A 21,733-nucleotide genomic window follows, 5' to 3' on the forward strand; every position below is an offset into this window, starting at 1 on the left:
TCAAATTATGAAAAACTTTATTTACTTAGCAACCTTCTTTTGCTTGTCAAGCTTTATGAGTGCACAGATTTTTGAATTAGAAAAAAAACCGAATTGGACTAAATATAAATCTATTATAAAATCAAAACCTTATCAAAACGGAAATGGATGGAAATATATTTATGATTTGAATGATGGAACAATTGATAAATTGAAAACGTATTATGGAACAGAATTACGTGCAGAATATGAACTTACTTTCGATAAAAATCAAAATTTAGAACGTCTTAATAATATATCCAATTTGGAAAATCAATTTGTGGAATACAATCTAAAATATAACGATTTAGGTTTGAAAATTGAAGATAAGGAAACAAAATATTTTTATGATAATGCAAATAGATTAACGAAAAGTTTTTCAAAAGAGTTTGAAGAAAGTAAGGGTAAAAAAGGTTGGTCTGAAAAGTATTTTTATAATGATTTAGGAGATTTAATTCGTTTAGAGAAAACGACTTTCATTAAAGATAAATCTCAAGTTGATATAGAAAATTATATTTATGATGATTGTAAAAATACGATTCAAATAAATAGAAGTTCAATGCCTGAAAGAGTTTATCCTATTGTAATTATTGGTGGAGAATTAAAAAATGAAGTTGATTTTTATGAATATGAATACAATGAAGATTGCATTTGGACAAAAAAATATAAGCAAATTGATGGAGTAAAAAAGCTAATTTGGGAAAGAGAATTAGTTGAATTATAAAAAAATCCGTTTCGAATTCGAAACGGATTTTTTTTTATTTTACAATCAACTTTTTAGCAGTTGATTTGTTATCAGATTTAAGTGTGATAATATAAAAACCTGTATTTAAATTGTTAATTTCAAATTCATTGTTTTCAAATTGAGGATTCGTAATTTGTTGAATTAATTTTCCATCAATTGAATGAATTGTAATTGTATTAACTATTTCAGAAGTTTGAACATAAACTTTGTTTTCAGAAGTTGGGTTTGGATAAATTCCAAATTCAATTTTGTTGAAATCATCATTAGATAAAAGAAGTCCCCATTTTTCTTCAGCAACAGGTCCGCCCCAAATTTTAGTTGCCAAATATGGATTGTCAATAAATGGATTTCTATTTCCTTGACCAGCACTATTTGATGCGTTACCTAAATAAGTATTTCTTTGAATTTCAATTTGAGAAACAGGATCTTCTACATTCCATTGCAAAAATAAACCAATCATTTGATCGAAAGAGCTTGAAACTGTTCCGACAGCAACATTTGTTGGAATACATTGAGTTGGGTATCTTAAATACATATACATCATCATACGCGCAACATCGCCTTTCCATTCATCACCTGGATACCAATTTGAACCAGAGCTTCCAGAATTTCCAGAACCTGATGCAAATTTTTTATTACCTCTATCACCATTTAATTGAACATCTGAAGATCTTAAATGATGTGCATCTGAATTTGCTGCTGATTGCTCTAAATTTGGTGTCCCAAGAGATCTTGCATAAACGTGTTCTCTATTCCAATCTCCGTTTGAACCCCCATTGTCGTTTTTTGCACGAACTCGAGAATATTTGCCAGAAGTAACTCCCGTATGTCCATAAATCAACATGACTTGATTTGAGTTTGTAGGATTTAAATCTGTTACTTTAAGCGCTGTCCAAACTTGTTCGTAACTAATCTGATCGACATGCGTACTTGTGATTTTTGCTGCTAAAGCATTTTTTAAAGGTTGACCATTTAATTCAAAATCAATTCCATTATAATAAGCTTGAGGTTGAGCGAAACCTACAATTGAAGCGAAAAATAATGTAAATCCAGAGATAATTTTTTTCATAGTAACAATTTTTTATTTCTTTCTTTCTAGTAAAGCCATGTAGAAACCGTCAAATCCAGAATCTTTAGCTAATACTTTTTCATCTTTTATAAATTCGAAATTTTGACCAAATTCTGTTTTTAAGAATTTTTCTATTTGTTCTTGATTTTCAGAAGGTAAAACAGAGCAAGTTGCATAAACCAATTTTCCGCCAACTTTTACCATTTTAGAATAGTTTGCTAAAACTTCCTCTTGGGTTTTTTTGATGTTGTCGATAAATTCTGGTTGCAATTTCCATTTGCTATCTGGGTTTCTTTTCAAAACACCTAAACCGCTACAAGGTGCGTCAATCAATACACGATCAGCTTTGTCATGTAATTTTTTAATCACTTTTGTAGTGTCAATAATTCGATATTCAATATTGAAAGCAGCATTACGTTTTGCTCTAATTTTAAGCTGACGTTGTTTACTTTCGTATAAATCCATCGCAATAATTTGACCTTTGTTTTCCATCAAAGATGCAATGTGTAACGTTTTTCCTCCAGCTCCAGCACAAGCATCAACCACGCGCATTCCTGGTTTTACATCTAAAAAGAAAGCAACTTTTTGAGAAGAAGCATCTTGAACTTCAAACAAACCTTCTTTGAATAAATCGGTCATGAAAACATTTGCACGTTCACGTAAGATTAAAGCATCTTCGTAATCATTGTGGAAATCCGTTTCAATATTCAAATCCATCAATTGCGCACGAAGTTTTTCTTTAGTTGTTTTTAAACGATTCACACGTAAAACAACCTTTGCTTGCTGGTTTTGAGCTTTTAATTCTTGTGACCATATTTCTGATCCTAATTCTTTTTCACCCAATTCGTCCATCCAATCAGGGATAGATTCTTTGACTCTTCTATTCTTAGATAATTCGTCAAAACGTCCTTTGATTTTTCTTTCAGGAGTTCCTTCAAAATATTTCCAATCAGGTAATTTAATTCCTCTCAAAACTGCCCAAACAGCAAACATCTTCCAAATGTCATCTCGGTCATAATTGTCTTTTACTTCTGCAATTTCTGCATAAAGTCTTTTCCAACGAACCATTTCATATATCGTTTCTGCAACGAATTTTCTATCGCTGCTTCCCCATCTTTTATCTTTTTTTAGTGCGCGAGCAACTACTTTATCTGCATATTCTCCTTCGTTAAAAATCGCCATAAGCGAATCGATAACGGTAAATACTAAATTTCTATGTAATCTCATTCTTGTTAAATCAGTCAGCAAAGATAAATCATTATTATGTTAATTTAAAGTTATTTGATTTGATATTGAATCTAATAATATTTTTTTTTCAATCACATAAAGTTTAATTTTGCACAAACAATACAACTCATGATTAAAACGGTAATTTTCGATATGGATGGTGTAATCGTTGATACGGAACCAGTTCATAAATATGCCTATTTTAAACATTTCCAAGAATTAGGAATTGATGTTTCTGAAGAGCTTTATGCTACGTTTACAGGAAATTCTACTAGAAATGTTTTTCAAAAACTTAAAGATCAATTTCAATTGAATCAAGAAGTTGAAGATTTGATTCTTAGAAAACGTAGTTTATTCAATGATGCATTTGACACTAAACCAGATTTAGAATTAATTTCTGGAGTTTATGATTTAATTGTTGATTTACATAAAAACGAAATCGAATTAATTTTAGCTTCATCAGCTTCAAAAGGAACAATTGAACGTGTGTTTAATCGTTTTAAATTGAATGATTTTTTCTCACATAAAGTAAGTGGAGAAGATTTTCCAAAATCAAAACCAGATCCAACTATTTTTATTCATGCAGCTTCTTTGTCTAAAAATTCAAAAGAAGAATGTATCGTAATTGAAGATAGTACAAACGGAGTAAAAGCTGCTGTTGGAGCCGGAATTTATTGTTTGGGTTATAATAGCGAAAATTCAAAACTTCAAAATTTAGAAGGAGCAAGTGTTTTAGTTAATGATTTTAATGAGATAAACGCTTTGTTTATTAAGGAATTGAAATAAGATATTTATATTAAAATTTAAGCCAGTTGATTTATTTCAGCTGGCTTTTTTGTTTATCTCGGAGTTGCTTTAAATTTTATTTTCTTTACAATCTCTTCCAATTTTCTTTCGTTTAAAAATTCATGTTTTAATTCAGAAGAAATAATTTCAATATATAGAAAATTCAATAATCGTCCTTTTATATATTCTCCGTTTTCTAGTTTTTCTAACAAAGTTTGATACGTGATTTCTTTGTTTGATTCAATCAAACTTGTGTTATTAAGATTGTATTTTAGAATTTGAATCAGAATTTGAGTTTCTTCAATATTAAATTTCATTTTAATTTTTTATTCAAAATTAAATTTTAAATTCCAATATCAGAAAAAAAATAATATATTCACAAAATCGTTTAAAATAATAACTTTTATTAATCTTTAATTCAGTTTTAATGAAAAATAAATACTTTTTATTCTTGTTGTTTGGTGCTTTATTAGTTAATGCACAAACAACAAAAAAAGTTTTATTCTTAGGTAATAGTTATACACAATATAATAATTTGCCGAGTTTAGTTGCTCAATCTGCTACTTCAACTAATGATGTTTTAATTCATGATAGCAATCTAATTGGAGGATACAGTTTGCAACAACATGCAACAAATCAGACAAGTTTAACAAAAATCAACGGTAATCAATGGGATTATGTGGTTTTACAAGATCAAAGTCAAAGACCTGCCTTTCCAATTAATTATGTAAATAATAATGTTTTTCCGTATGCAATTCAGATAACTAATCTTATCAAACAAAATTATGCGTGTTCAGTTCCGTTGTTTTATACAACTTGGGGAAAGAAAAACGGAGATCCACAAATTTGTCAAAACGGTCAATGTACGTATGAAGTAATGGATAATTTGTTGCAGCAACGTTATCGTACCATGGCAGAAACAAACAAAGGTGTAATTTCGCCAGTTTCTCAAGTTTGGCGATATATCAGAGAAAATCATCCTACGATAGAATTGTATGATTCAGATAACTCGCATCCGTCTTTAGCGGGTTCAATGGCGGCTGCTTATACTTTTTATACCGTTATTTATAGAAAAGATCCAACATTAATAACTTTTAATTCTACATTAAATACGGCTACAGCAACTACAATAAAAAATGCGGTAAAAAATGTTGTGTTTAATAATTTAGAAAATTATTTTGTTGATTTAAATGATAATTTTGCAAACTTTAATTCGAATTTGATTTCAGGAACTAATTATCAATTTAATAATACAACTGCAAATGCTACAAATATTGTTTGGAATTTTGGTAATGGTTCTACTTCTAATCAGCAAAATCCAACACATAATTTTACTAATGCTGGAAGTTATAATGTTTCCTTGACATTAACTGTTTGCGGAAAGTCTTACACTAAAACCAAAGAAATTTCTATAACTAGTTTGTCCAACGAATCTTTTATTAAGGAACAAATTAATTTATATCCAAATCCAAGTTCAGATTTTCTGAATATTTCGGTTTCTGATTTCGATAAAATTGAAATTTTTGATATGTTAGGTAAACGAATTTTGCCAAAATATCAATCAACCGAAAACGGAACTCAAATTGATATTCAGTATTTAGCAAAAGGAAATTATATTTTACAGATTTCAAAAGGCAATACAACAGAAGGTTTAAAATTTATTAAAGAATAATATAGCAAAGCAAACATTTGATTTTATAATGTTTGCTTTTTTTGTATTTTAGAGAATTAAATGAAAATTGTTATGAAAAAAATATTTATTCTCTTTGCATTAATAAGCTCTTTTGGAACTTATGCACAAACCAATCAGCAAACTTTAATTAATACTGTTTGGTTTTTAGCTAAAATTGAAGTAGATGATGAAATGATTTTTCCACCATTTGAAGAATCAACTGAATATTCTTCTTTTCAACATTTTCAAAACGACGGAAATATTAGTTTTTCTCAAGGTCAATGTATGAATGGAGCAGGTGGTTTTTATGCGTTTTTAAATGAAAACACATTACATATTTCACAATTTGCAGTCACGGCAATGATGTGTCCAAATCTCGATTTAGAAATCTTTTTCGCAACTTTAAATACGCATGTTTTTTGGAATAATATGGAATTTGATTTTCAATATACGATTACATCCGAAAATGATTTGTTGCAATTAACGTTAATAGGAGCAAACGGAAACAAAGCTTTTTATTATAATAATGCTACTGCAAATACAAAATCATTTAACGGAGAATTATCGAAAATTTATCCAAATCCAAGTTCAGATTTTCTGAATATTTCGGTTTCTGATTTTGATAAAATTGAGATTTTTGATATGTTAGGAAAACGAATCTTACCAAAATATCAATCAACCGAAAACGGAACTCAAATTGATATTCAGTATTTAGCAAAAGGAAATTATATTTTACAGATTTCAAAAGATAATCAAACGGAAAATATTAAGTTTATTAAAGAATAAAAATATTTCTAATTTTTAAAGGTTGATTTAAAATTTATAAAAAAAATAACCTCGAAAAAATCGAGGTTATTTTATGAGATTCAGTTATTTCTAACCTACTAATAGTAAACGTAACGTCTAACTTTTGCAATGTGTTTTGCTAAACGAATTACTTGGTGCGAATATCCATATTCGTTATCGTACCAAATGTAAAGGACGATACTTTTTCCATCTTTAGAAACCAAAGTTGCGTGGCTGTCATAGATTGATGGAGTAGAAGTTCCAACGATATCTGAAGATACTAATTCGTTATTGATTGAATATTTGATTTGCTCAACAAGTTCACCTTGTAATGAGTGTTTTTTCATGATTTGGTTGATTTCTTCAACTGAAGTTTCTCTACCAACTTCTAAATTTAAAACCACTAATGAACCGTTTGGTACAGGAACACGAATCGCATTCGAAGTTAATTTTCCAGCTAAAGAAGGTAACGCTTTTGCAACTGCACTTCCAGCTCCTGTTTCAGTGATAACCATGTTTAATGCAGCAGCTCTACCACGACGGTATTTTTTGTGCATGTTATCAACTAAATTTTGGTCGTTTGTATAAGCGTGAATCGTTTCTAAATGCCCTTTTACAACACCTAATTCTTCTTCAACAACTGCTAAAACTGGAGTGATTGCGTTTGTTGTACAAGATGCAGCAGACCAAATTGGAGTTGCGTCAACATCATATTCATTATGATTTACACCATAAACGATGTTTGGTACTCCTTTTCCTGGAGCAGTTAGTAATACTTTAGTTGCACCAACTGATTTTAAGTGGCGAGATAAAGCAGCTTCGTCTTTGAAAACTCCAGTGTTGTCAATAACTAAAGCATCATTGATTCCGTATTTTGTATAATCGATATCTTCTGGTTGAGCAGCAGAAATCATTTTAACGCTTGTTCCATTGATGATTAAAGCTTCGTTTTCGATGTCAGCAGTAACTGAACCTTCGAAATCTCCGTGAATTGAATCATAACGTAATAAAGAAGCGCGTTTCTCTAATGATTCAGCTGTGTTTTTATCACGAGTTACAACAGCTTTTAAACGTAATTGCTGTCCTTTTCCTGCTTTTGAAATCAATTCTCTAGCAACTAAACGTCCAATACGACCAAAACCATATAAAACTACGTCTTTAGGTTTGATTTCAGTTGTATCTTTAGCGTCTTTTAATTTTGCAACTACAAATGCTTTTGCATCATTGTATTTGTCATCCTCTAAATGATATTCGTAAGTTAATTTTCCGATATCAATACGAGCAGGTGGTAAATCTGTAGTTAAGATTGCACGAGCAATTTCAACTGTATCAAAAACATTAATTGGTTTTTCAACGAATTTTGCAGCGTATTCATGGTAGTTAATAATATCGCTTACACTTCTGTCGATTAATTGATTTCTAAAAAGTACTAATTCAATAGATTTATCGTACCATAAATCGTTCACGATTTTAATGAATTCAACGCAAGCTTTTCTTCTGTCAGCTTGGAAAGCTAATTCCTTTTCGTATAATTCGTTATTTTCCATAAAGTAATTGTGTTGTTATTTTAAGTCGTGCAAAAATATTAAAATTTATGATATATACATAGTATAAAATAAATAAGATTTAATATTTTCTTGCTTTTACAAAACAATTCTTAAGCGTTCTCCATTTCTTGATAATAAATCTAATCGAATGTTCGATTTATTATTTATTCTTGAAATAACCTCATTTGCCATTTCTGTATTTTCTATTTTTTGACCGTTGATTGAAAGTATGATGGCATTTTTTAGTTCATTTGCATAAGGTTTATAATTTGGATTTGATATGTTTTTAATTTTCACACCATAATTTATTCTTAAAGCTTGCTTTTCATTTTCGGTTAAGTTTTCAAGTTCAAAACCGTTAAATGAAATGTTTTGGATTTCTTTTTTCGAAAGCTGTACCAAAACGTCTTGCTGATTATTGTTTCTAACTAAAGTTACTTTGACTTTATCGTTCGGTCTTTTTGTTGCAATTGCAGCGTTTAATTCTAAGAAATTTTTAATAGGTTTATTATCAATTTTTGTGATTACATCGCCTTTTTGAATATTTGCATTTGCCGCGCCAGAATTTGCATTTATTTCTTCGATATAAAATCCTTGTGTTAAATCAATATTCTTTGCATTTGCGATTTGTTTGTTTAGTTCATAACCTTGAACACCCAAAACTCCTTGTTGTACATTTCCGAATTCTAATAAATCTTCGATGATTTTTTTAGCCATATTTGAAGGAACCGCAAATGAATAACCAACATAAGAACCCGTTGACGATGAAATTAAAGTATTGATTCCGATTAATTCACCTTTTGTATTAACCAATGCGCCACCTGAATTTCCAGGATTTACTGCAGCATCCGTTTGAATAAATGATTGAATTCCATCTTCAGAAAGATTTCTTGCTTTTGCTGAAATAATTCCTGCGGTAACTGTCGAAGTTAAATTATACGGATTTCCTACAGCCAAAACCCATTCACCAACTTCAATTGAATCTGAATCTGCAAAAGTTGCATAAGAAAGTTTTTCTGGAACATCAATTTTTAAAAGGGCAATATCTGTTTTCGGGTCGGTTCCAATCAAAGTTGCTTCAAATGAACGATTGTCATTTAAAGTAATTTCCAATTGATTTGCGCCTTGAATAACGTGATTGTTTGTAACGATGTAGCCATCTTCTGATATAATAACTCCAGAACCGGTTCCGATTTGTGGTTGCATTTGACGGTTTCCTTCGTATCCATAAATAAAATCAAAAATAGAATTTCTAGAACTTGTCTTGTAAGAAACGTTTTTTACGTGAACTACATGATTTATGGTTTTATTTGCAGCAACGGTTAAATTGGGAGCTTCGTATCTTGATGTGTTTTTTGTAGAATCTGAAATCACTTTTGTGTTTTCTAATCTCAAAAAATCATTTTCTATCAAAAGTTTATAAGTGATTATCGTGAAGATAACGCTTAACAAAGAAGTGAAGAAAATAGTTGATATGTTTTTCATAAAATGTGTATTGTTTTTAAAATTAGGATTAAAATTACGGAATACACATAAATCTTAAAAACGGTTTAACTATTGTTAACAATCTTTAACGGCTCATTAAATATTACTAAATTTGTGTTTCAATTAAATACTGAAATGACATATAATTTACATTTTTCTAAATATCAAGGAACTGGAAACGATTTTGTAATGATCGATAATCGTGATTTATCTTTTCCGAAAGAAAACACCAAACTTGTTGCTTTTTTGTGTGACCGACGTTTTGGAATTGGTGGCGATGGCTTAATCTTAATCGAGAACGATGCTGAAACCGACTTCAAAATGGTTTATTACAATTCTGATGGTAATGAAAGTACAATGTGCGGAAATGGTGGTCGTTGTTTGGTTGCTTTTGCGAAACAATTAAACATGATTTCTGATACATGTTCTTTTATTGCGATTGATGGTTTGCATTACGCAAAGATTTCTGATGAAATTATTTCTTTACAAATGATTGATGTAAATGAAGTTTCTGTTAATGAAAATTTTACTTTTTTAAATACGGGTTCGCCTCATCACATAGAAATGGTTACTGATGTGAAAAATTGTGACATATATAATAAAGGTAAAGAAATTCGTTATTCGGATTTGTATGCTCCGGGTGGTACAAATGTAAATTTTGTCGAAAAAATTTCAGACGATTATTTCAAAGTTCGAACGTATGAACGTGGAGTAGAAGATGAAACTTTTTCGTGTGGAACGGGAGCTACTGCGGTTGCGATTGCAATGTTTGAAAATAAAATTACAAATAAGAATGCTATCCAGATTGAAGTTCCGGGTGGAATGTTAGTTGTTTCGTTTGATAAAAATGAAGTAGGAATTTATGAAAATGTAATATTATCTGGACCAGCAAAAAAAGTTTTTGAAAGTGATATAACGGTTGTTTTATAATGAAAACATTAATTGGAAATAGTTGCTATTTACGTGCTTTAGAACCCGAAGATTTAGATTTTATATATCAAATAGAAAATGACGAATCACTTTGGGAAGTTTCGCATACGCAAACGCCTTACAGTAAATTTTTAATCAAACAATATTTAGAAAATTCTCATTTAGATATTTATGAAGCCAAGCAATTGCGATTGGTAATTGTTTGTAAAGAAACAAATTTGCAGATTGGTTTGATTGATTTATTTGATTTTGACCCAAAAAACGAACGTGTTGGAATGGGGATTGTAATTTCTGCTGTTGAAAATCGAAAATTAGGATTTGGTAATGAAGCGGTTAGCTTGTTAGTAAACTATGTTTTTGAGTATTTGAATGTGCATCAAATTTATGTTAATATTAGCACAGATAATTCGGCAAGTATCAAGCTTTTTTCTAATTTTGGATTCGAAAAAATCGGTATTAAAAAAGCTTGGAATAAAGTGGGAAATCTAAGAAAAGATGAAGCTTTATATCAATTAATAAAATCAAATTAATGAAACTTAAAAATCTTGTATCCATTCTGCTTGTAATTGTAATGTCTGGATTATTAATTTATGGTTATAAACTTTATAACAAAACGTTTGTGTCTAATACTTCTTTTAATGAAAGAGAAGTTTATATAACTATTCCAACGAATAGTACGCATGAAGATATTAAAAAAATATTAACTCCTTATGTAAAAGATTTCGATCAATTAGATGCGGTTTTTCAACAAGTAAGTTTTGAACAGAGTTACATTCCAGGTCGTTTTTTATTAAAAAAAGGGATGTCTAATTATGATTTAATTCAAGCATTGAAATACAACGTTCCTGTTAAATTAACTTTTAATAATCAAGAAACGATTGAGAAATTGGTTTCGAGAATTTCTTTTCAAATCGAACCAGATTCAATTGCTTTGATGAATGTTTTCTTAGAACCAGAATTTTTAGAAGAAAATAATTTCACTAAGGAAGATGTTCTTTCTATGTTTATTCCGAATACTTACGAATTTTATTGGAACACAACTCCATTAAAAGTTAGAAATCAAATGCATAAAGAATATACTCGTTTTTGGAATGAAGAACGTAGAACAAAAGCTGAAAAACTTGGTTTAACTCCAACTGAAGTTATAACATTAGCTTCAATTGTTCAAAAGGAAACTGCAAAAGTTGATGAACGTCCAAAAGTTGCCGGTGCTTATTTAAATCGTTTAGAAAAAGGAATGTTGTTACAAGCAGATCCAACTGTAGTTTATTCAAAAAAATTACTTTCAAATGATTTTGATCAAATTATAAAGCGTGTTTATCTTAAAGATTTAAAGTTAGATTCTCCTTATAATACATATATGTATAAAGATTTGCCTCCTGGGCCTATCGCAATGCCAGATATTAGCTCGGTTGATGCAGTTTTGAATCCAGAGAAACATAATTATATTTTCTTCTGTGCAAGTGTTGAAAGAATGGGATATCATGAATTTGCAGAGAATTTAGCTCAACATAATGTGAATAGAGATAAATATTCAGCTTGGTTAGATAAGAATAATATTCAATAAATTAAATAGCATCTTTTTTAGGTGCTATTTTTTTTGAAATATGACGTTTTAAAACTTATTTTATTTCTGAGGAGCAATAATTTAACTAAAAATTATATTAAAAACAAGGAAAAAGTAATAATTTTAAATATTTTTAAATTACTTATTGTCAGCTAATTGAGTTGTGATTTGTGTTAAAAAATGAGTTAAAGAGTCGTTTTTAAGTTTCTTTTTGTTTTTAAGTCGTAAATTTGCACTGCTAATATCAAGGGGTGACAGCGCTTGAGAAAACAAATTTGATGATAAAAAAATGTTCTTATTTTATTGGAATTATTACTTTGATAGTTCTAGTTTTTTCAGCTTTTAAAAAGTATGAAACCAAATCGATATCTAATTTTTTAACTACTGCGAAGGAAAATATAACGTACCACGTTCCTACAGAAAATGAGGTTGAAGAAAAATTACTTGCCGATAATTACAAAGTAACTCCAATAACAAAAAGTAAATCTTTTATTGAGTTTAAAGAAGCTCTTGCAGAAAGAGAATCTGCTGGTGAATATGATATTGTAAATTCTTATGGATATATGGGGAAATATCAATTCGGGAAAGCGGCTTTAAGGTCAATTGGTATAAATGATGCAAAAGAATTTCTTGGTAATCCTGCGATGCAAGAAAAAGCATTTGTAGCTTTATTACAAATTAATAAATGGATTTTAAGAAAAGAAATTTCTAAGTTTCAAGGTAAAAGAATAGGTGGTGTTTTAATTACTGAATCTGGAATTTTAGCTGCGGCTCATTTAGGTGGAGCTGGTTCTGTTCAAGATTTTTTAAGATCCAATGGTTCTGTAAGTTTTAGTGATGGTTATGGTACAAATATCAAACACTATTTTAAAAAATTTGCAGGTTATGATACATCTAATATAACCGAAGATAAGCAAGCAATGGTTATGTAGTAAAAAAAGTAAAAGCTTCTTTAGAAATAGAGAAGTTTTTACTTTTTTTAGTTTAATGAAATATTTTTTGGTAGATTGTAATTGTTGATGTATCTTTGAAGGGTATACAAAAAATTCCGGAAGACATGTTTGAGTTTCAACAGTACATTGCTTTCTTAATCGGAATGGGCATTTTAACAATGGGATTCTGGTTAATGTTTTTCTTAGTTGGTTTCGTTTTTTACTGGGCAATCGGTGGAGCTAGAGACTTAATGCAAGAAAAAGCAGCAAAGAGAAAAGCTTAAGTAATTAAGTTTTATAAAAAAAGAGAACTTTAAAAGTTCTCTTTTTTTTATTTTAAAATAATATTGAAATCAAACCTATAAAGAAATCAATGATCATTTTGATTAAGTTTAATAGTATCATAATCTATATTTTTTAAGGTTATTTTATTAGTTGCAACTGATGCAAGTTAAGCTTTCATCTGTTAGTTTATAATAGTTAATTCCACTTTGAATATTGTTGTTGTAGTCAAAATCAATATCGTTGGTGTTGTTTATTCTAACTGTTTTAGAACTAGGTAAATATAATACAATTTTAACATTGTTGTTGTATTTTTCAGAATTATTTTTTTCTGTCAAAATTGCATTTGCAAGCTCAATATTATTGTTGTCAATTTTTGAATAATATTCAAGTATTGTTGGAGTTTCTGTAACCGAAGTTTTACTTGAATAATTATTAATTACCAACGATGCATTTTTCGAATATGCTGCTTCTGTAATGATTTCAAAATATCCATCTTTATTTGTAGTTGATTTTATTTCAAATTCAACATCATTATCTTCAATATAAGCTTTTTCAATATTCAAGGTGTCATTTATTCCATAAAATCTAGGATCACGAACAAAGTCAATATTTATGGTGTCATTTTTTATATGATCTAAAGATTTTTTTACGACGGTGACTCTTTTGTTATCGTTTATGAATTTGTTGAATGAATCATTTTTTGTTTCTACTTCAATCATTATAATTGAAAAGCAAAAAATTGCAGCACCCCAAATAATTCCTAGTAAAATTGTAATCAATCCAACGTATTTTATGTTTTTATATAGGCAGCTTAGGCCAGTTATAAATATTATTAATGAAGGTATAAAAGCTATTAAAAATAGTGATAATAATATCATCCATGAAGGATAGCCTAAATTCGTAACCTCTTCAAAGGGAAAGTTCTCAATATTTAAATATGATATTCTATTAAATACAAAAATCATAATTGAAGAACCTATCATTCCCATTGTTCCAATAAATATACAGCCGATTCCAATTATTTTTAAAATTATTTCGCTCAATTTTGTACCTGCATTTTTAAATCTTTGTGTATCAATATTTCTAATATTGTTTCCAAGCTGGTCAAAATTTTCTCTAACTTGTTTTTCAATATTCGAGATGTTTACAGGTTCGCCTTTCATTTCAAGAATATCTGAAACCGTTTTCGCTTTTGGAATGATAAGCCAAAGGATTGGATAAATGATAATACTTGATCCATAAACAAAAACTAATAATATAAATAGGATACGAATCCAAACTACGTCAATATTAAAATAATTTGAAAGTCCTGATAAAACACCACCTAAAACTCTTTTTTCACCATCACGGAATAATTTTCTAGGTCTTTTTATATAATTTTCATTCGATGAATTTTGAGTTGATTGATTTTGTGAATCACTCTCATCATCTAAACGATAATCTTCTGGTTGTCCCATGATTTGAATGATGTTATCTACATCAATCATACTGATTACGCCTGTTTTTGGATTTATTTTTTCACTGAAAATCTCAGCAATTCGACTTTCAATGTCATTTATGATTTCATCTTTACCATCTGTATTTAAAGAATTCTTTATAGCTTCAAGGTAATTGCTTAATTTTTCATAAGCATCTTCATCAATATGGAAAAATAAGCCAGCTATATTTATGGTTACAGTCTTATTCATTGTTTAGTTGTTTTTCGGTTATTAATTTAACAGCGTTTGATAATTCAGTCCAAGTTGTTGCTAATTCTTTCAAGAAGCTTTCTCCTTGTTCTGTTAATTTGTAATACTTTCTTGGTGGTCCCGAAGTAGATTCTTCCCAGCGATAACTTAACAAATCATCATTTTTTAATCGGGTTAGTAGTGGGTAAATTGTTCCTTCAACTACTAACAATTTAGCATCTTTTAACATTTCTAATATTTCAGAAGTGTAGCAATCTTTATCTTTTAAAAGAGAGAGTATGCAAAATTCTAAAATACCTTTACGCATTTGAGCTTTTGTATTTTCAATATTCATAGAACTTATTTTTATAGAGATATATCTTTATTATTGTTAAGCAAAGATATAAACAAAAGAAGGTATTTTGTATTGCATAGTACTAAATTTTAACTATTTATTAACGTTTTTTTTAGATTGTAAAAAAAAGTTCGATTTATTTTGTTTATTTGTAAAAAAGCTTAATTTTATCACACCAAAAAAACACTATACATATGGAATTCACACCGTCGAAATTAAATATGTATTTATTTGCGAAATTGCCTTCGGCCTATTGGTCTGGTGTTCGCGTATCATCAATCGATGAGAATAAATGCATTGTCAGAGTTAAACATAAATGGTTTAATCAAAATCCCTTCAAATCGATGTATTTCGCCGTACAAGCTATGGCTGCTGAGTTGAGTACAGGTGCTTTGGTTATGTTACAGATTCAAAAGTCTAAACAAAAGATATCTATGTTAGTTGCTAATAATAACGGAAGTTATACAAAAAAGGCAACTGGTCTGATAACTTTTACTTGTATAGATGGTAAAAAAGTAAGAGAAGCAATTAATCAGGCTGTTGAAACTGGAGAAGGACAGAAGTTTTGGATGCAATCTATTGGAAAAGATGAAGTCGGAGATCAAGTATCGGAAATGAATTTTGAATGGACCATAAAAGTGAAACATTCATGAAAGTTTTAGTTACTGGAGCAACAGGTTTTATAGGTTCAGCTTTATGTGAACATCTATTAAATAATGGCGTCGAAATTCATTATTTAACAACATCCAGAGCTAAAATTGAATCAACAGTTAATTATAAAGGTTTTTATTGGAATCCAGAAAAACTTGAAGTTGATGCTAATTGTATAGCTGGAGTTGATTATATTGTAAATCTTTCAGGAAGATCAATTGGATGTCGTTGGAATTCAAAAAATAAAAAAGAAATTCTTGAAAGTAGAATAAATAGTTCAAAAGCTTTATATAAATTACTAGAAACAAATAATCATTCCGTAAAGAAAGTGATTAGTGCTTCAGCAGTAGGTATCTATAAAAATGATGTAAGAAAATTACAATCAGAAGCAGAGACTAATTTTAATTCAGATTTTTTAGGTACCGTTTGTAAACAATGGGAAGCTGAAAATGAAAAATTTAAATCTTTAGGTATCGAAACATTAATTGTACGTTTTGGTTTGGTTTTGTCTGATAAGGAGGGGGCTTTACCTAAATTTACGAAAGCAATTAAAAATTATGTAGGAAGTACATTTGGAACTGGTGATCAATGGTATTCTTGGATTCATATAAAAGATTTAATACGTATTGTTGAATTTGGAATACGAAATGATGTTAATGGTGTTGTTAACGCAGTTTCACCTTATCCAAAAACACAAAAAGATTTTTTAGCTACTTTGTGTAGAACATTAGACCGAAAAATAATTTTGCCAGCAGTTCCTAATGGTGTTTTGAAAATGTTTCTAGGTGAAATGCATCATCTATTAACGGATAGTCAAAAAATTAGTGCTAATAAATTATTAAATTTGGGTTTCGAATTTAAGTACCCGCTTTTAAAAGATGCTTTGAGAAATTTTTATAATGAAAATCAAAACGTTTAGAAATAAAAAAGTCCTTAGGTAACTAAGGACTTATACTTTATATTTAAGTGGTAAATGAACCACTTTTTTTGTTTCGTAAAATTCGTTGTCGAAAATATCTGATAAATTATAAAGTGTTGCTTTCGGAAAATCTTGAAGTTCTTCAGTTAAATCACCACCTTTTAAATAAAGAATTCCATTCTCTAACTCGTGATTGTTTTTCTTCTTCGTTTTTCCTTTTACCCATTTCACAAAATCGGGCATATTTGTAACGGCTCTACTTACAATAAAATCAAATTCTTCTTTAACTAATTCGGCACGTTTTTGTTCCGCTTTCAAGTTTTTTAAACCAATTGCAGTTGCAACTTCATTAACAACTTTAATTTTTTTAGCAATAACATCAATTGCGTAAAAATTTGTTTCTGGAAATAAAATAGCTAATGGAATAGCAGGGAAACCTCCGCCGGTACCAACATCCATAACTGTACTTCCTGGTTTAAATGCTAAAATTTTTGCAATTCCAAGTGAGTGTAAAATGTGTTTTGTATATAATTCATCGATATCTTTTCTTGAAATAACATTGATTTTTGCATTCCAATCTTGATATAGATTCTCTAACATTTCGAATTGTTTTACCTGAATTTCGGTTAAATCAGGAAAATAACGTAAAATATCTTTCATAAATTTGAATTTATGCAAAAGTACGTTTTATATCATTAATTTAAGAATTATCACTTCAATTAATTCACTTTTATATTTACCTTTGAATCATAAACACAATTAATAAAATGACTACAAACCATTTATCAGACAGAATAAATAATTTATCTGTATCGCAAACTTTAGCAATGGCTGCTAAGGCAAGAGAATTAAAAGCTTTAGGTAAAGATATTATCAGTTTAAGTTTAGGTGAACCTGATTTTAATACACCAGATTTTATCAAAGAAGCTGCAAAAAAAGCAATTGATGAAAACTACAGCACTTACACCCCAGTAGAAGGATATGCTGAATTGAAAGATGCAATTATTTTAAAATTCAAACGTGATAATGGTTTAGATTATAAACCTGCAAATATTGTAGTTTCGACTGGTGCAAAACAATCTTTATATAATATTGCTCAAGCGATGTTAAATGAAGGTGATGAGGTTATTTTACCTGCTCCATTTTGGGTAAGTTATTCAGAAATTATTAAATTATCTGGAGGTAATCCAATTGAAGTTCCAACTTCTGTTGAATCTGATTTCAAAATGACTCCAGCTCAATTAGAAGCTGCAATCACTCCAAAAACTAAAATGATGTGGTTCAGTTCTCCTTGTAATCCTTCAGGTTCGGTTTATAATAGAGAAGAATTAACTGCTTTAGCTGAGGTTTTAGCTAAATATCCAAATATTTTTGTTGTTTCTGACGAAATCTATGAACACATCAATTTCTCTGGAACTTTTTGTAGTATCGCTTCAATTCCTGGAATGTTCGAAAGAACAATTACCGTAAACGGAGTTGCAAAAGCATTTGCTATGACAGGTTGGAGAATTGGTTATATAGGAGCTCCAGAATTTATTGCTAAAGCTTGTACAAAATTACAAGGTCAAGTTACAAGTGGTGCAAATTCTATTGCGCAACGTGCAACAATTACTGCATTAGAAGCAGAACCAAAAGTTCTTAAATATATGGTTGATGCGTTCCATAAACGTAGAGATTTAGTTATCGGTTTAATAAATGATATTCCTGGTTTAAAAGTGAATGTTCCAGAAGGAGCTTTTTATGCTTTCCCTGATGTTTCATCTTATTTCGGGATAACGTTGAATGGTTATGAAATCAAAGATGCGAATGATTTATCTATGTATTTATTAGAATATGCTAATGTTGCAACAGTAACTGGTGATGCATTCGGAAATCCAAATTGTATTCGTTTATCTTACGCAACAAGTGAAGAAGTTTTAGTTGAAGCTTTCCGTAGAATTAAAGAAGCTTTAGTTAACTAATTTTTTTTGAACAATATATTAAGAAGTCTAACTTTATAGTTAGGCTTTTTTTGTTTTATTGAATTATATACCGATTGTCAATGGATTTGTTTGAGTTTTTTGTAAAATTATCAGTCTAAGTTTTATTTGATTGTTTTTTTTATAGTTTTATCACGTTAAATACAAATTATGAAAAGAGCTATTTTATGTGCTTTGTTTTTACCATTTGTAATGCAAGCCCAAGAGAATGAAAATACATTAGATGAATTGATTATTCAAAACAATCGAATATCAATTCCGTTTACAGAACAAAATAGAAATGTTAGTGTAATTACAGCTGAAGAAATTAAGGTTTTACCTGCAAAATCTATAAATGAACTATTGACTTACGTTTCTGGTGTTGATATTCGTCAACGTGGACCGTTCGGAACACAAGCTGATGTGAGTATTGACGGAGGAAGTTTTGAGCAAACTTTAATTCTTTTAAATGGAGTTCGAATTTCTGACCATCAAACGGCTCATAATTCGTTGAACATTCCAATTCCAACAGAAGCTATCGAACGAATTGAAATTTTGAAAGGCCCTGCAGCCCGAATTTATGGAGTTAATAGTTTAACCGGAGCAATTAATATTGTTACCAGGCGACCTATTGATAATTCGTTTTATGCAAATGTTTTTGCTGGTACTAATTTTAAAAAAAATAAGGAAGAAACCAACGAAATATTCAACGGTCGTGGCATTCAATTAGGTTTTACTTTGGCTAAAGAAAAATTTCAGCATCAATTATTTGGATCGCACGAATCGGGTAGTGGATATCGTTACAATACCGCTTATCACAACAATAAAGTTTTTTATCAAGCAGATTTTCAAGCAAACGATAATAATAATTTCAATTTGTTAGCTGGTTATACCAATTCAAATTTTGGAGCAAACGGATTTTATGCGTCTCCGGGTGATAAAGAAGCAAAAGAAATTGTTCAAACAGTGATGTTTGCTGTTCAATCAAAACATCGATTGAGTGATAATTTTGTTTTATTACCGCAAATTGGTTACCGATATAATTATGATGATTATCGTTATTTCCGTCATAAGTTGGATGTTGCTAGAAGTCAACATTATTCAAATAGTTTAAATGCACAATTAAACGCTAATTATCAGGTGAATTATGGCGAATTTGGTTTTGGAGTTGAAGGTCGATATGAGCAAATTAATTCGAGTAATATAGGAAATCACGAACGTGAGAATTTTGGATTTTATGCTGAATTTAGAACACAAGAAATAGAAAACATTGACTTTACGATTGGAGCTTACACAAATTATAATTCGGTTTTTGGATGGCAAGTTTTCCCAGGTTTGGATTTTAGTTATTTGATTCAGCCCGATTTTAAATTTATAGCAAGTGCTGGAACAAGTCAAAGAATTCCTTCGTTTACAGATTTGTATTTAGACCAACGTCCCGGAAATATTGGAAATTCAAATTTGATTTCAGAGAAAGCGATTCAATATGAAGGTGGTTTTAAGTTTGAAGATGAAAAATTTAAAGCGAAAGCAATTGTTTTTTATCGTGATATAAATGATTTTATTGATTGGACGCGACTTTCTGCCGATGTTCCTTGGCAAGCAAATAACGTTGGAAGTTTAAGAACAACGGGAATTAATGCAAGTTTTGATTATCGATTAAAAGCTGATAAAAACGATTGGAAATTTAAATTAGCTTACACGTATTTATCTCCAAAAATGGAAGGTTTGGCAGAAGATAATTCTTCGAAATATAAGATTGAGAATTTTCGTCATCAGTTGGTGAATATTATTCAATGGTCTAATTCAAATTGGTCAGCATTAATTGCAAATAGATATAATGAGCGCATTTCGTACAAAGATTATTTCTTGACTGATTTACGTGTTTCATATCAATATAAAAAGTTTAACTATTACGTTGATGCACAAAATATTTTTGATAAAACATATATCGAAGCAGGTGCAGTTCCAATGCCTGGACGTTGGTTTAGTATTGGAATTAAGTTTAATGGAGTTTTATAAACAAACATATAATATAAGCTATTCATTTTGAATAGCTTTTTTTGTAGTATTTTTAGTTTAATGCACAATCTCGCAAAAGGGATGGAAGCTTTGTTTGAGCTCTTTTGCAAATTTTTGATTTGCGAAAAGCGAGTGCGTACAGCCCGACCTGAAACGCAGTGGAAGGATTTGCCCAAATGAAATCACTAAAAATCTACTTTTTTTAAAACATTTTGTATTTTAGCCTTAAAATAGATAGAAATGATTTCGAAAGAACAATTTGATAAAGAATTAGAATTAATTATAGAAAATGCTATTCGCGAAGATGTTGGTGATGGCGACCATAGTTCGTTGGCTTGTATTCCGGCCGATGCGATGGGAAAAGCAAAGCTTTTGGTTAAAGAAGATGGAATTTTGGCGGGTGTAGAATTTGCTAAAATGATTTTTAATTATGTTGATTCTGATATGGAAGTCGAAGTTTTGATTGAAGACGGAACTCCAGTGAAATATGGCGATATTGCATTTTATGTTACCGGAAAATCACAATCGATTTTAAAAGCGGAACGAGTGGTTTTGAATTCGATGCAACGTATGAGTGCGATTGCTACGAAAACTAGTGAATTTATGAAGTTGGTTGAAGGAACTAAAGCTAAGATTTTAGATACGCGTAAAACCACTCCTGGTATTCGTGCGATTGAAAAATGGGCGGTGAAGATTGGTGGTGGCGAAAATCACAGATTTGCGTTGTATGATATGATTATGTTGAAAGATAATCATATTGATTTTGCTGGTGGAATTACGCAAGCAATCAATAAAACAAAGCAATATCTTAAGGATGAAAATAAAGATTTAAAAATTATTGTTGAAGCTCGTGATTTGAATGAAATTGCTGAGATTTTAGCAAATGATGGTGTTTATCAGATTTTAATTGATAACTTTAATTTCGAAGATACTAAAAAAGCTGTGGCAATGATTAATGGAAAATGTTTTGCTGAATCATCTGGAAATATTAACGAGAAAACTATTCGTGAATATGCAAATTGTGGTGTAGATTTTATTTCTTCGGGCGCTTTGACTCACTCGGTTTATAATATGGATTTGAGTTTAAAAGCGGTTTTATAACTATATAATCT

Annotated in this window: 22 protein-coding genes; 14 read left to right on the forward strand and 8 right to left on the reverse strand. The window is 29.8% G+C overall.

Going from position 1 to position 21,733, the window contains the following annotated elements; translation table 11 throughout:
- Positions 1-7 precede the first annotated feature (7 nt).
- Positions 8-742: a hypothetical protein gene (locus EG240_RS04055; RefSeq protein WP_125017698.1), complete on the forward strand. Its 735-nt coding sequence runs from the start codon at positions 8-10 to the stop codon at positions 740-742.
- A 34-nt stretch (positions 743-776) separates the two neighbouring features.
- Here EG240_RS04055 and EG240_RS04060 read toward each other — a convergent pair whose 3' ends face one another.
- Positions 777-1,832, reverse strand: a complete 1,056-nt coding sequence (locus tag EG240_RS04060) for an endonuclease (RefSeq protein WP_125017700.1) — start codon at positions 1,830-1,832, stop codon at positions 777-779.
- Between the two features lie 12 nt (positions 1,833-1,844).
- Positions 1,845-3,059, reverse strand: coding sequence for an RsmB/NOP family class I SAM-dependent RNA methyltransferase (locus EG240_RS04065; RefSeq protein ID WP_125017702.1), 1,215 nt, complete (start codon positions 3,057-3,059; stop codon positions 1,845-1,847).
- A gap of 129 nt (positions 3,060-3,188) precedes the next feature.
- On the opposite strand from EG240_RS04065, the gene EG240_RS04070 reads away from it, so the two are divergent.
- Positions 3,189-3,845, forward strand: a complete 657-nt coding sequence (locus EG240_RS04070) for an HAD family hydrolase (protein WP_125017704.1) — start codon at positions 3,189-3,191, stop codon at positions 3,843-3,845.
- Between the two features lie 53 nt (positions 3,846-3,898).
- Here the strand turns inward: EG240_RS04070 and EG240_RS04075 are convergent, their stop codons facing one another.
- Positions 3,899-4,162 (reverse strand): hypothetical protein, encoded by a 264-nt coding sequence (locus EG240_RS04075; protein ID WP_125017706.1) that lies wholly within the window; start codon positions 4,160-4,162, stop codon positions 3,899-3,901.
- 110 nt (positions 4,163-4,272) lie between these two features.
- On the opposite strand from EG240_RS04075, the gene EG240_RS04080 reads away from it, so the two are divergent.
- Positions 4,273-5,517 (forward strand): T9SS type A sorting domain-containing protein, encoded by a 1,245-nt coding sequence (locus tag EG240_RS04080; RefSeq protein WP_125017708.1) that lies wholly within the window; start codon positions 4,273-4,275, stop codon positions 5,515-5,517.
- A 72-nt stretch (positions 5,518-5,589) separates the two neighbouring features.
- The gene (locus tag EG240_RS04085) at positions 5,590-6,303 is read left to right on the forward strand and encodes a T9SS type A sorting domain-containing protein (RefSeq protein ID WP_158611982.1); all 714 of its coding nucleotides are present in this window, start codon (positions 5,590-5,592) and stop codon (positions 6,301-6,303) included.
- Between the two features lie 98 nt (positions 6,304-6,401).
- Here EG240_RS04085 and EG240_RS04090 read toward each other — a convergent pair whose 3' ends face one another.
- Entirely contained in the window at positions 6,402-7,850 is a 1,449-nt protein-coding gene (locus EG240_RS04090) for a glyceraldehyde-3-phosphate dehydrogenase (RefSeq protein WP_125017712.1), read from the reverse strand.
- A 96-nt stretch (positions 7,851-7,946) separates the two neighbouring features.
- Entirely contained in the window at positions 7,947-9,335 is a 1,389-nt protein-coding gene (locus EG240_RS04095) for a trypsin-like peptidase domain-containing protein (protein WP_125017714.1), read from the reverse strand.
- A gap of 135 nt (positions 9,336-9,470) precedes the next feature.
- On the opposite strand from EG240_RS04095, the gene dapF reads away from it, so the two are divergent.
- The 5 genes from dapF to EG240_RS16645 all read left to right on the forward strand — a co-directional run bounded on the left by dapF (position 9,471) and on the right by EG240_RS16645 (position 13,048).
- Positions 9,471-10,265 (forward strand): diaminopimelate epimerase, encoded by a 795-nt coding sequence (gene dapF, locus EG240_RS04100; RefSeq protein ID WP_125017864.1) that lies wholly within the window; start codon positions 9,471-9,473, stop codon positions 10,263-10,265.
- Positions 10,265-10,795 carry a GNAT family N-acetyltransferase gene (locus EG240_RS04105; protein ID WP_125017716.1) on the forward strand — a complete coding sequence of 177 codons (531 nt, stop codon included), beginning with the start codon at positions 10,265-10,267 and terminating at the stop codon, positions 10,793-10,795. Before dapF ends, EG240_RS04105 begins: the two co-directional genes overlap by 1 nt.
- Positions 10,795-11,832 carry an endolytic transglycosylase MltG gene (gene mltG / locus EG240_RS04110; protein WP_125017717.1) on the forward strand — a complete coding sequence of 346 codons (1,038 nt, stop codon included), beginning with the start codon at positions 10,795-10,797 and terminating at the stop codon, positions 11,830-11,832. The genes EG240_RS04105 and mltG overlap by 1 nt, the downstream gene beginning before the upstream one ends.
- A gap of 278 nt (positions 11,833-12,110) precedes the next feature.
- Positions 12,111-12,764, forward strand: a complete 654-nt coding sequence (locus EG240_RS04115) for a transglycosylase family protein (protein ID WP_125017719.1) — start codon at positions 12,111-12,113, stop codon at positions 12,762-12,764.
- A 125-nt stretch (positions 12,765-12,889) separates the two neighbouring features.
- Positions 12,890-13,048, forward strand: coding sequence for a hypothetical protein (locus EG240_RS16645; protein ID WP_177764245.1), 159 nt, complete (start codon positions 12,890-12,892; stop codon positions 13,046-13,048).
- Positions 13,049-13,195: 147 nt separating this feature from the next.
- Here EG240_RS16645 and EG240_RS04120 read toward each other — a convergent pair whose 3' ends face one another.
- Positions 13,196-14,737, reverse strand: coding sequence for a PspC domain-containing protein (locus EG240_RS04120; RefSeq protein ID WP_125017721.1), 1,542 nt, complete (start codon positions 14,735-14,737; stop codon positions 13,196-13,198).
- On the reverse strand, positions 14,730-15,071 hold the full coding sequence (locus EG240_RS04125; RefSeq protein WP_125017723.1) for a PadR family transcriptional regulator: 342 nt from the start codon (positions 15,069-15,071) through the stop codon (positions 14,730-14,732). Before EG240_RS04125 ends, EG240_RS04120 begins: the two co-directional genes overlap by 8 nt.
- Before the next feature lie 194 nt (positions 15,072-15,265).
- On the opposite strand from EG240_RS04125, the gene EG240_RS04130 reads away from it, so the two are divergent.
- On the forward strand, positions 15,266-15,724 hold the full coding sequence (locus EG240_RS04130) for a DUF4442 domain-containing protein (RefSeq protein WP_125017725.1): 459 nt from the start codon (positions 15,266-15,268) through the stop codon (positions 15,722-15,724).
- On the forward strand, positions 15,697-16,641 hold the full coding sequence (locus EG240_RS04135) for a TIGR01777 family oxidoreductase (RefSeq protein WP_125017727.1): 945 nt from the start codon (positions 15,697-15,699) through the stop codon (positions 16,639-16,641). The genes EG240_RS04130 and EG240_RS04135 overlap by 28 nt, the downstream gene beginning before the upstream one ends.
- Before the next feature lie 30 nt (positions 16,642-16,671).
- On the opposite strand, the gene rsmG is transcribed toward EG240_RS04135, so the two are convergent.
- Positions 16,672-17,301, reverse strand: coding sequence for a 16S rRNA (guanine(527)-N(7))-methyltransferase RsmG (gene rsmG / locus EG240_RS04140; RefSeq protein ID WP_125017729.1), 630 nt, complete (start codon positions 17,299-17,301; stop codon positions 16,672-16,674).
- 107 nt (positions 17,302-17,408) lie between these two features.
- Here rsmG and EG240_RS04145 point away from each other — a divergent pair, with 107 nt between their 5' ends.
- The 3 genes from EG240_RS04145 (at position 17,409) to nadC (ending at position 21,722) form a co-directional block, all read left to right on the forward strand.
- Positions 17,409-18,602, forward strand: coding sequence for a pyridoxal phosphate-dependent aminotransferase (locus EG240_RS04145; protein WP_125017731.1), 1,194 nt, complete (start codon positions 17,409-17,411; stop codon positions 18,600-18,602).
- Between the two features lie 168 nt (positions 18,603-18,770).
- On the forward strand, positions 18,771-20,621 hold the full coding sequence (locus EG240_RS04150; RefSeq protein ID WP_125017733.1) for a TonB-dependent receptor plug domain-containing protein: 1,851 nt from the start codon (positions 18,771-18,773) through the stop codon (positions 20,619-20,621).
- A 240-nt stretch (positions 20,622-20,861) separates the two neighbouring features.
- Positions 20,862-21,722 carry a carboxylating nicotinate-nucleotide diphosphorylase gene (nadC, locus tag EG240_RS04155; protein WP_125017735.1) on the forward strand — a complete coding sequence of 287 codons (861 nt, stop codon included), beginning with the start codon at positions 20,862-20,864 and terminating at the stop codon, positions 21,720-21,722.
- Positions 21,723-21,733 lie beyond the last annotated feature (11 nt).

The sequence above is a fragment of the Paenimyroides tangerinum genome (assembly GCF_003865405.1).
Lineage (GTDB): Bacteria > Bacteroidota > Bacteroidia > Flavobacteriales > Flavobacteriaceae > Flavobacterium > Flavobacterium tangerinum.

Coding starts and splice junctions, on each gene's coding strand:
- EG240_RS04055 (WP_125017698.1), top strand. CDS start 8: ATGAAAAACTTTATTTACTTAGCAACCTTCTTTTGCTTGTCAAGCTTT.
- EG240_RS04060 (WP_125017700.1), bottom strand. CDS start 1,832: ATGAAAAAAATTATCTCTGGATTTACATTATTTTTCGCTTCAATTGTA.
- EG240_RS04065 (WP_125017702.1), bottom strand. CDS start 3,059: ATGAGATTACATAGAAATTTAGTATTTACCGTTATCGATTCGCTTATG.
- EG240_RS04070 (WP_125017704.1), top strand. CDS start 3,189: ATGATTAAAACGGTAATTTTCGATATGGATGGTGTAATCGTTGATACG.
- EG240_RS04075 (WP_125017706.1), bottom strand. CDS start 4,162: ATGAAATTTAATATTGAAGAAACTCAAATTCTGATTCAAATTCTAAAA.
- EG240_RS04080 (WP_125017708.1), top strand. CDS start 4,273: ATGAAAAATAAATACTTTTTATTCTTGTTGTTTGGTGCTTTATTAGTT.
- EG240_RS04085 (WP_158611982.1), top strand. CDS start 5,590: ATGAAAAAAATATTTATTCTCTTTGCATTAATAAGCTCTTTTGGAACT.
- EG240_RS04090 (WP_125017712.1), bottom strand. CDS start 7,850: ATGGAAAATAACGAATTATACGAAAAGGAATTAGCTTTCCAAGCTGAC.
- EG240_RS04095 (WP_125017714.1), bottom strand. CDS start 9,335: ATGAAAAACATATCAACTATTTTCTTCACTTCTTTGTTAAGCGTTATC.
- dapF (WP_125017864.1), top strand. CDS start 9,471: ATGACATATAATTTACATTTTTCTAAATATCAAGGAACTGGAAACGAT.
- EG240_RS04105 (WP_125017716.1), top strand. CDS start 10,265: ATGAAAACATTAATTGGAAATAGTTGCTATTTACGTGCTTTAGAACCC.
- mltG (WP_125017717.1), top strand. CDS start 10,795: ATGAAACTTAAAAATCTTGTATCCATTCTGCTTGTAATTGTAATGTCT.
- EG240_RS04115 (WP_125017719.1), top strand. CDS start 12,111: ATGATAAAAAAATGTTCTTATTTTATTGGAATTATTACTTTGATAGTT.
- EG240_RS16645 (WP_177764245.1), top strand. CDS start 12,890: ATGTTTGAGTTTCAACAGTACATTGCTTTCTTAATCGGAATGGGCATT.
- EG240_RS04120 (WP_125017721.1), bottom strand. CDS start 14,737: ATGAATAAGACTGTAACCATAAATATAGCTGGCTTATTTTTCCATATT.
- EG240_RS04125 (WP_125017723.1), bottom strand. CDS start 15,071: ATGAATATTGAAAATACAAAAGCTCAAATGCGTAAAGGTATTTTAGAA.
- EG240_RS04130 (WP_125017725.1), top strand. CDS start 15,266: ATGGAATTCACACCGTCGAAATTAAATATGTATTTATTTGCGAAATTG.
- EG240_RS04135 (WP_125017727.1), top strand. CDS start 15,697: ATGGACCATAAAAGTGAAACATTCATGAAAGTTTTAGTTACTGGAGCA.
- rsmG (WP_125017729.1), bottom strand. CDS start 17,301: ATGAAAGATATTTTACGTTATTTTCCTGATTTAACCGAAATTCAGGTA.
- EG240_RS04145 (WP_125017731.1), top strand. CDS start 17,409: ATGACTACAAACCATTTATCAGACAGAATAAATAATTTATCTGTATCG.
- EG240_RS04150 (WP_125017733.1), top strand. CDS start 18,771: ATGAAAAGAGCTATTTTATGTGCTTTGTTTTTACCATTTGTAATGCAA.
- nadC (WP_125017735.1), top strand. CDS start 20,862: ATGATTTCGAAAGAACAATTTGATAAAGAATTAGAATTAATTATAGAA.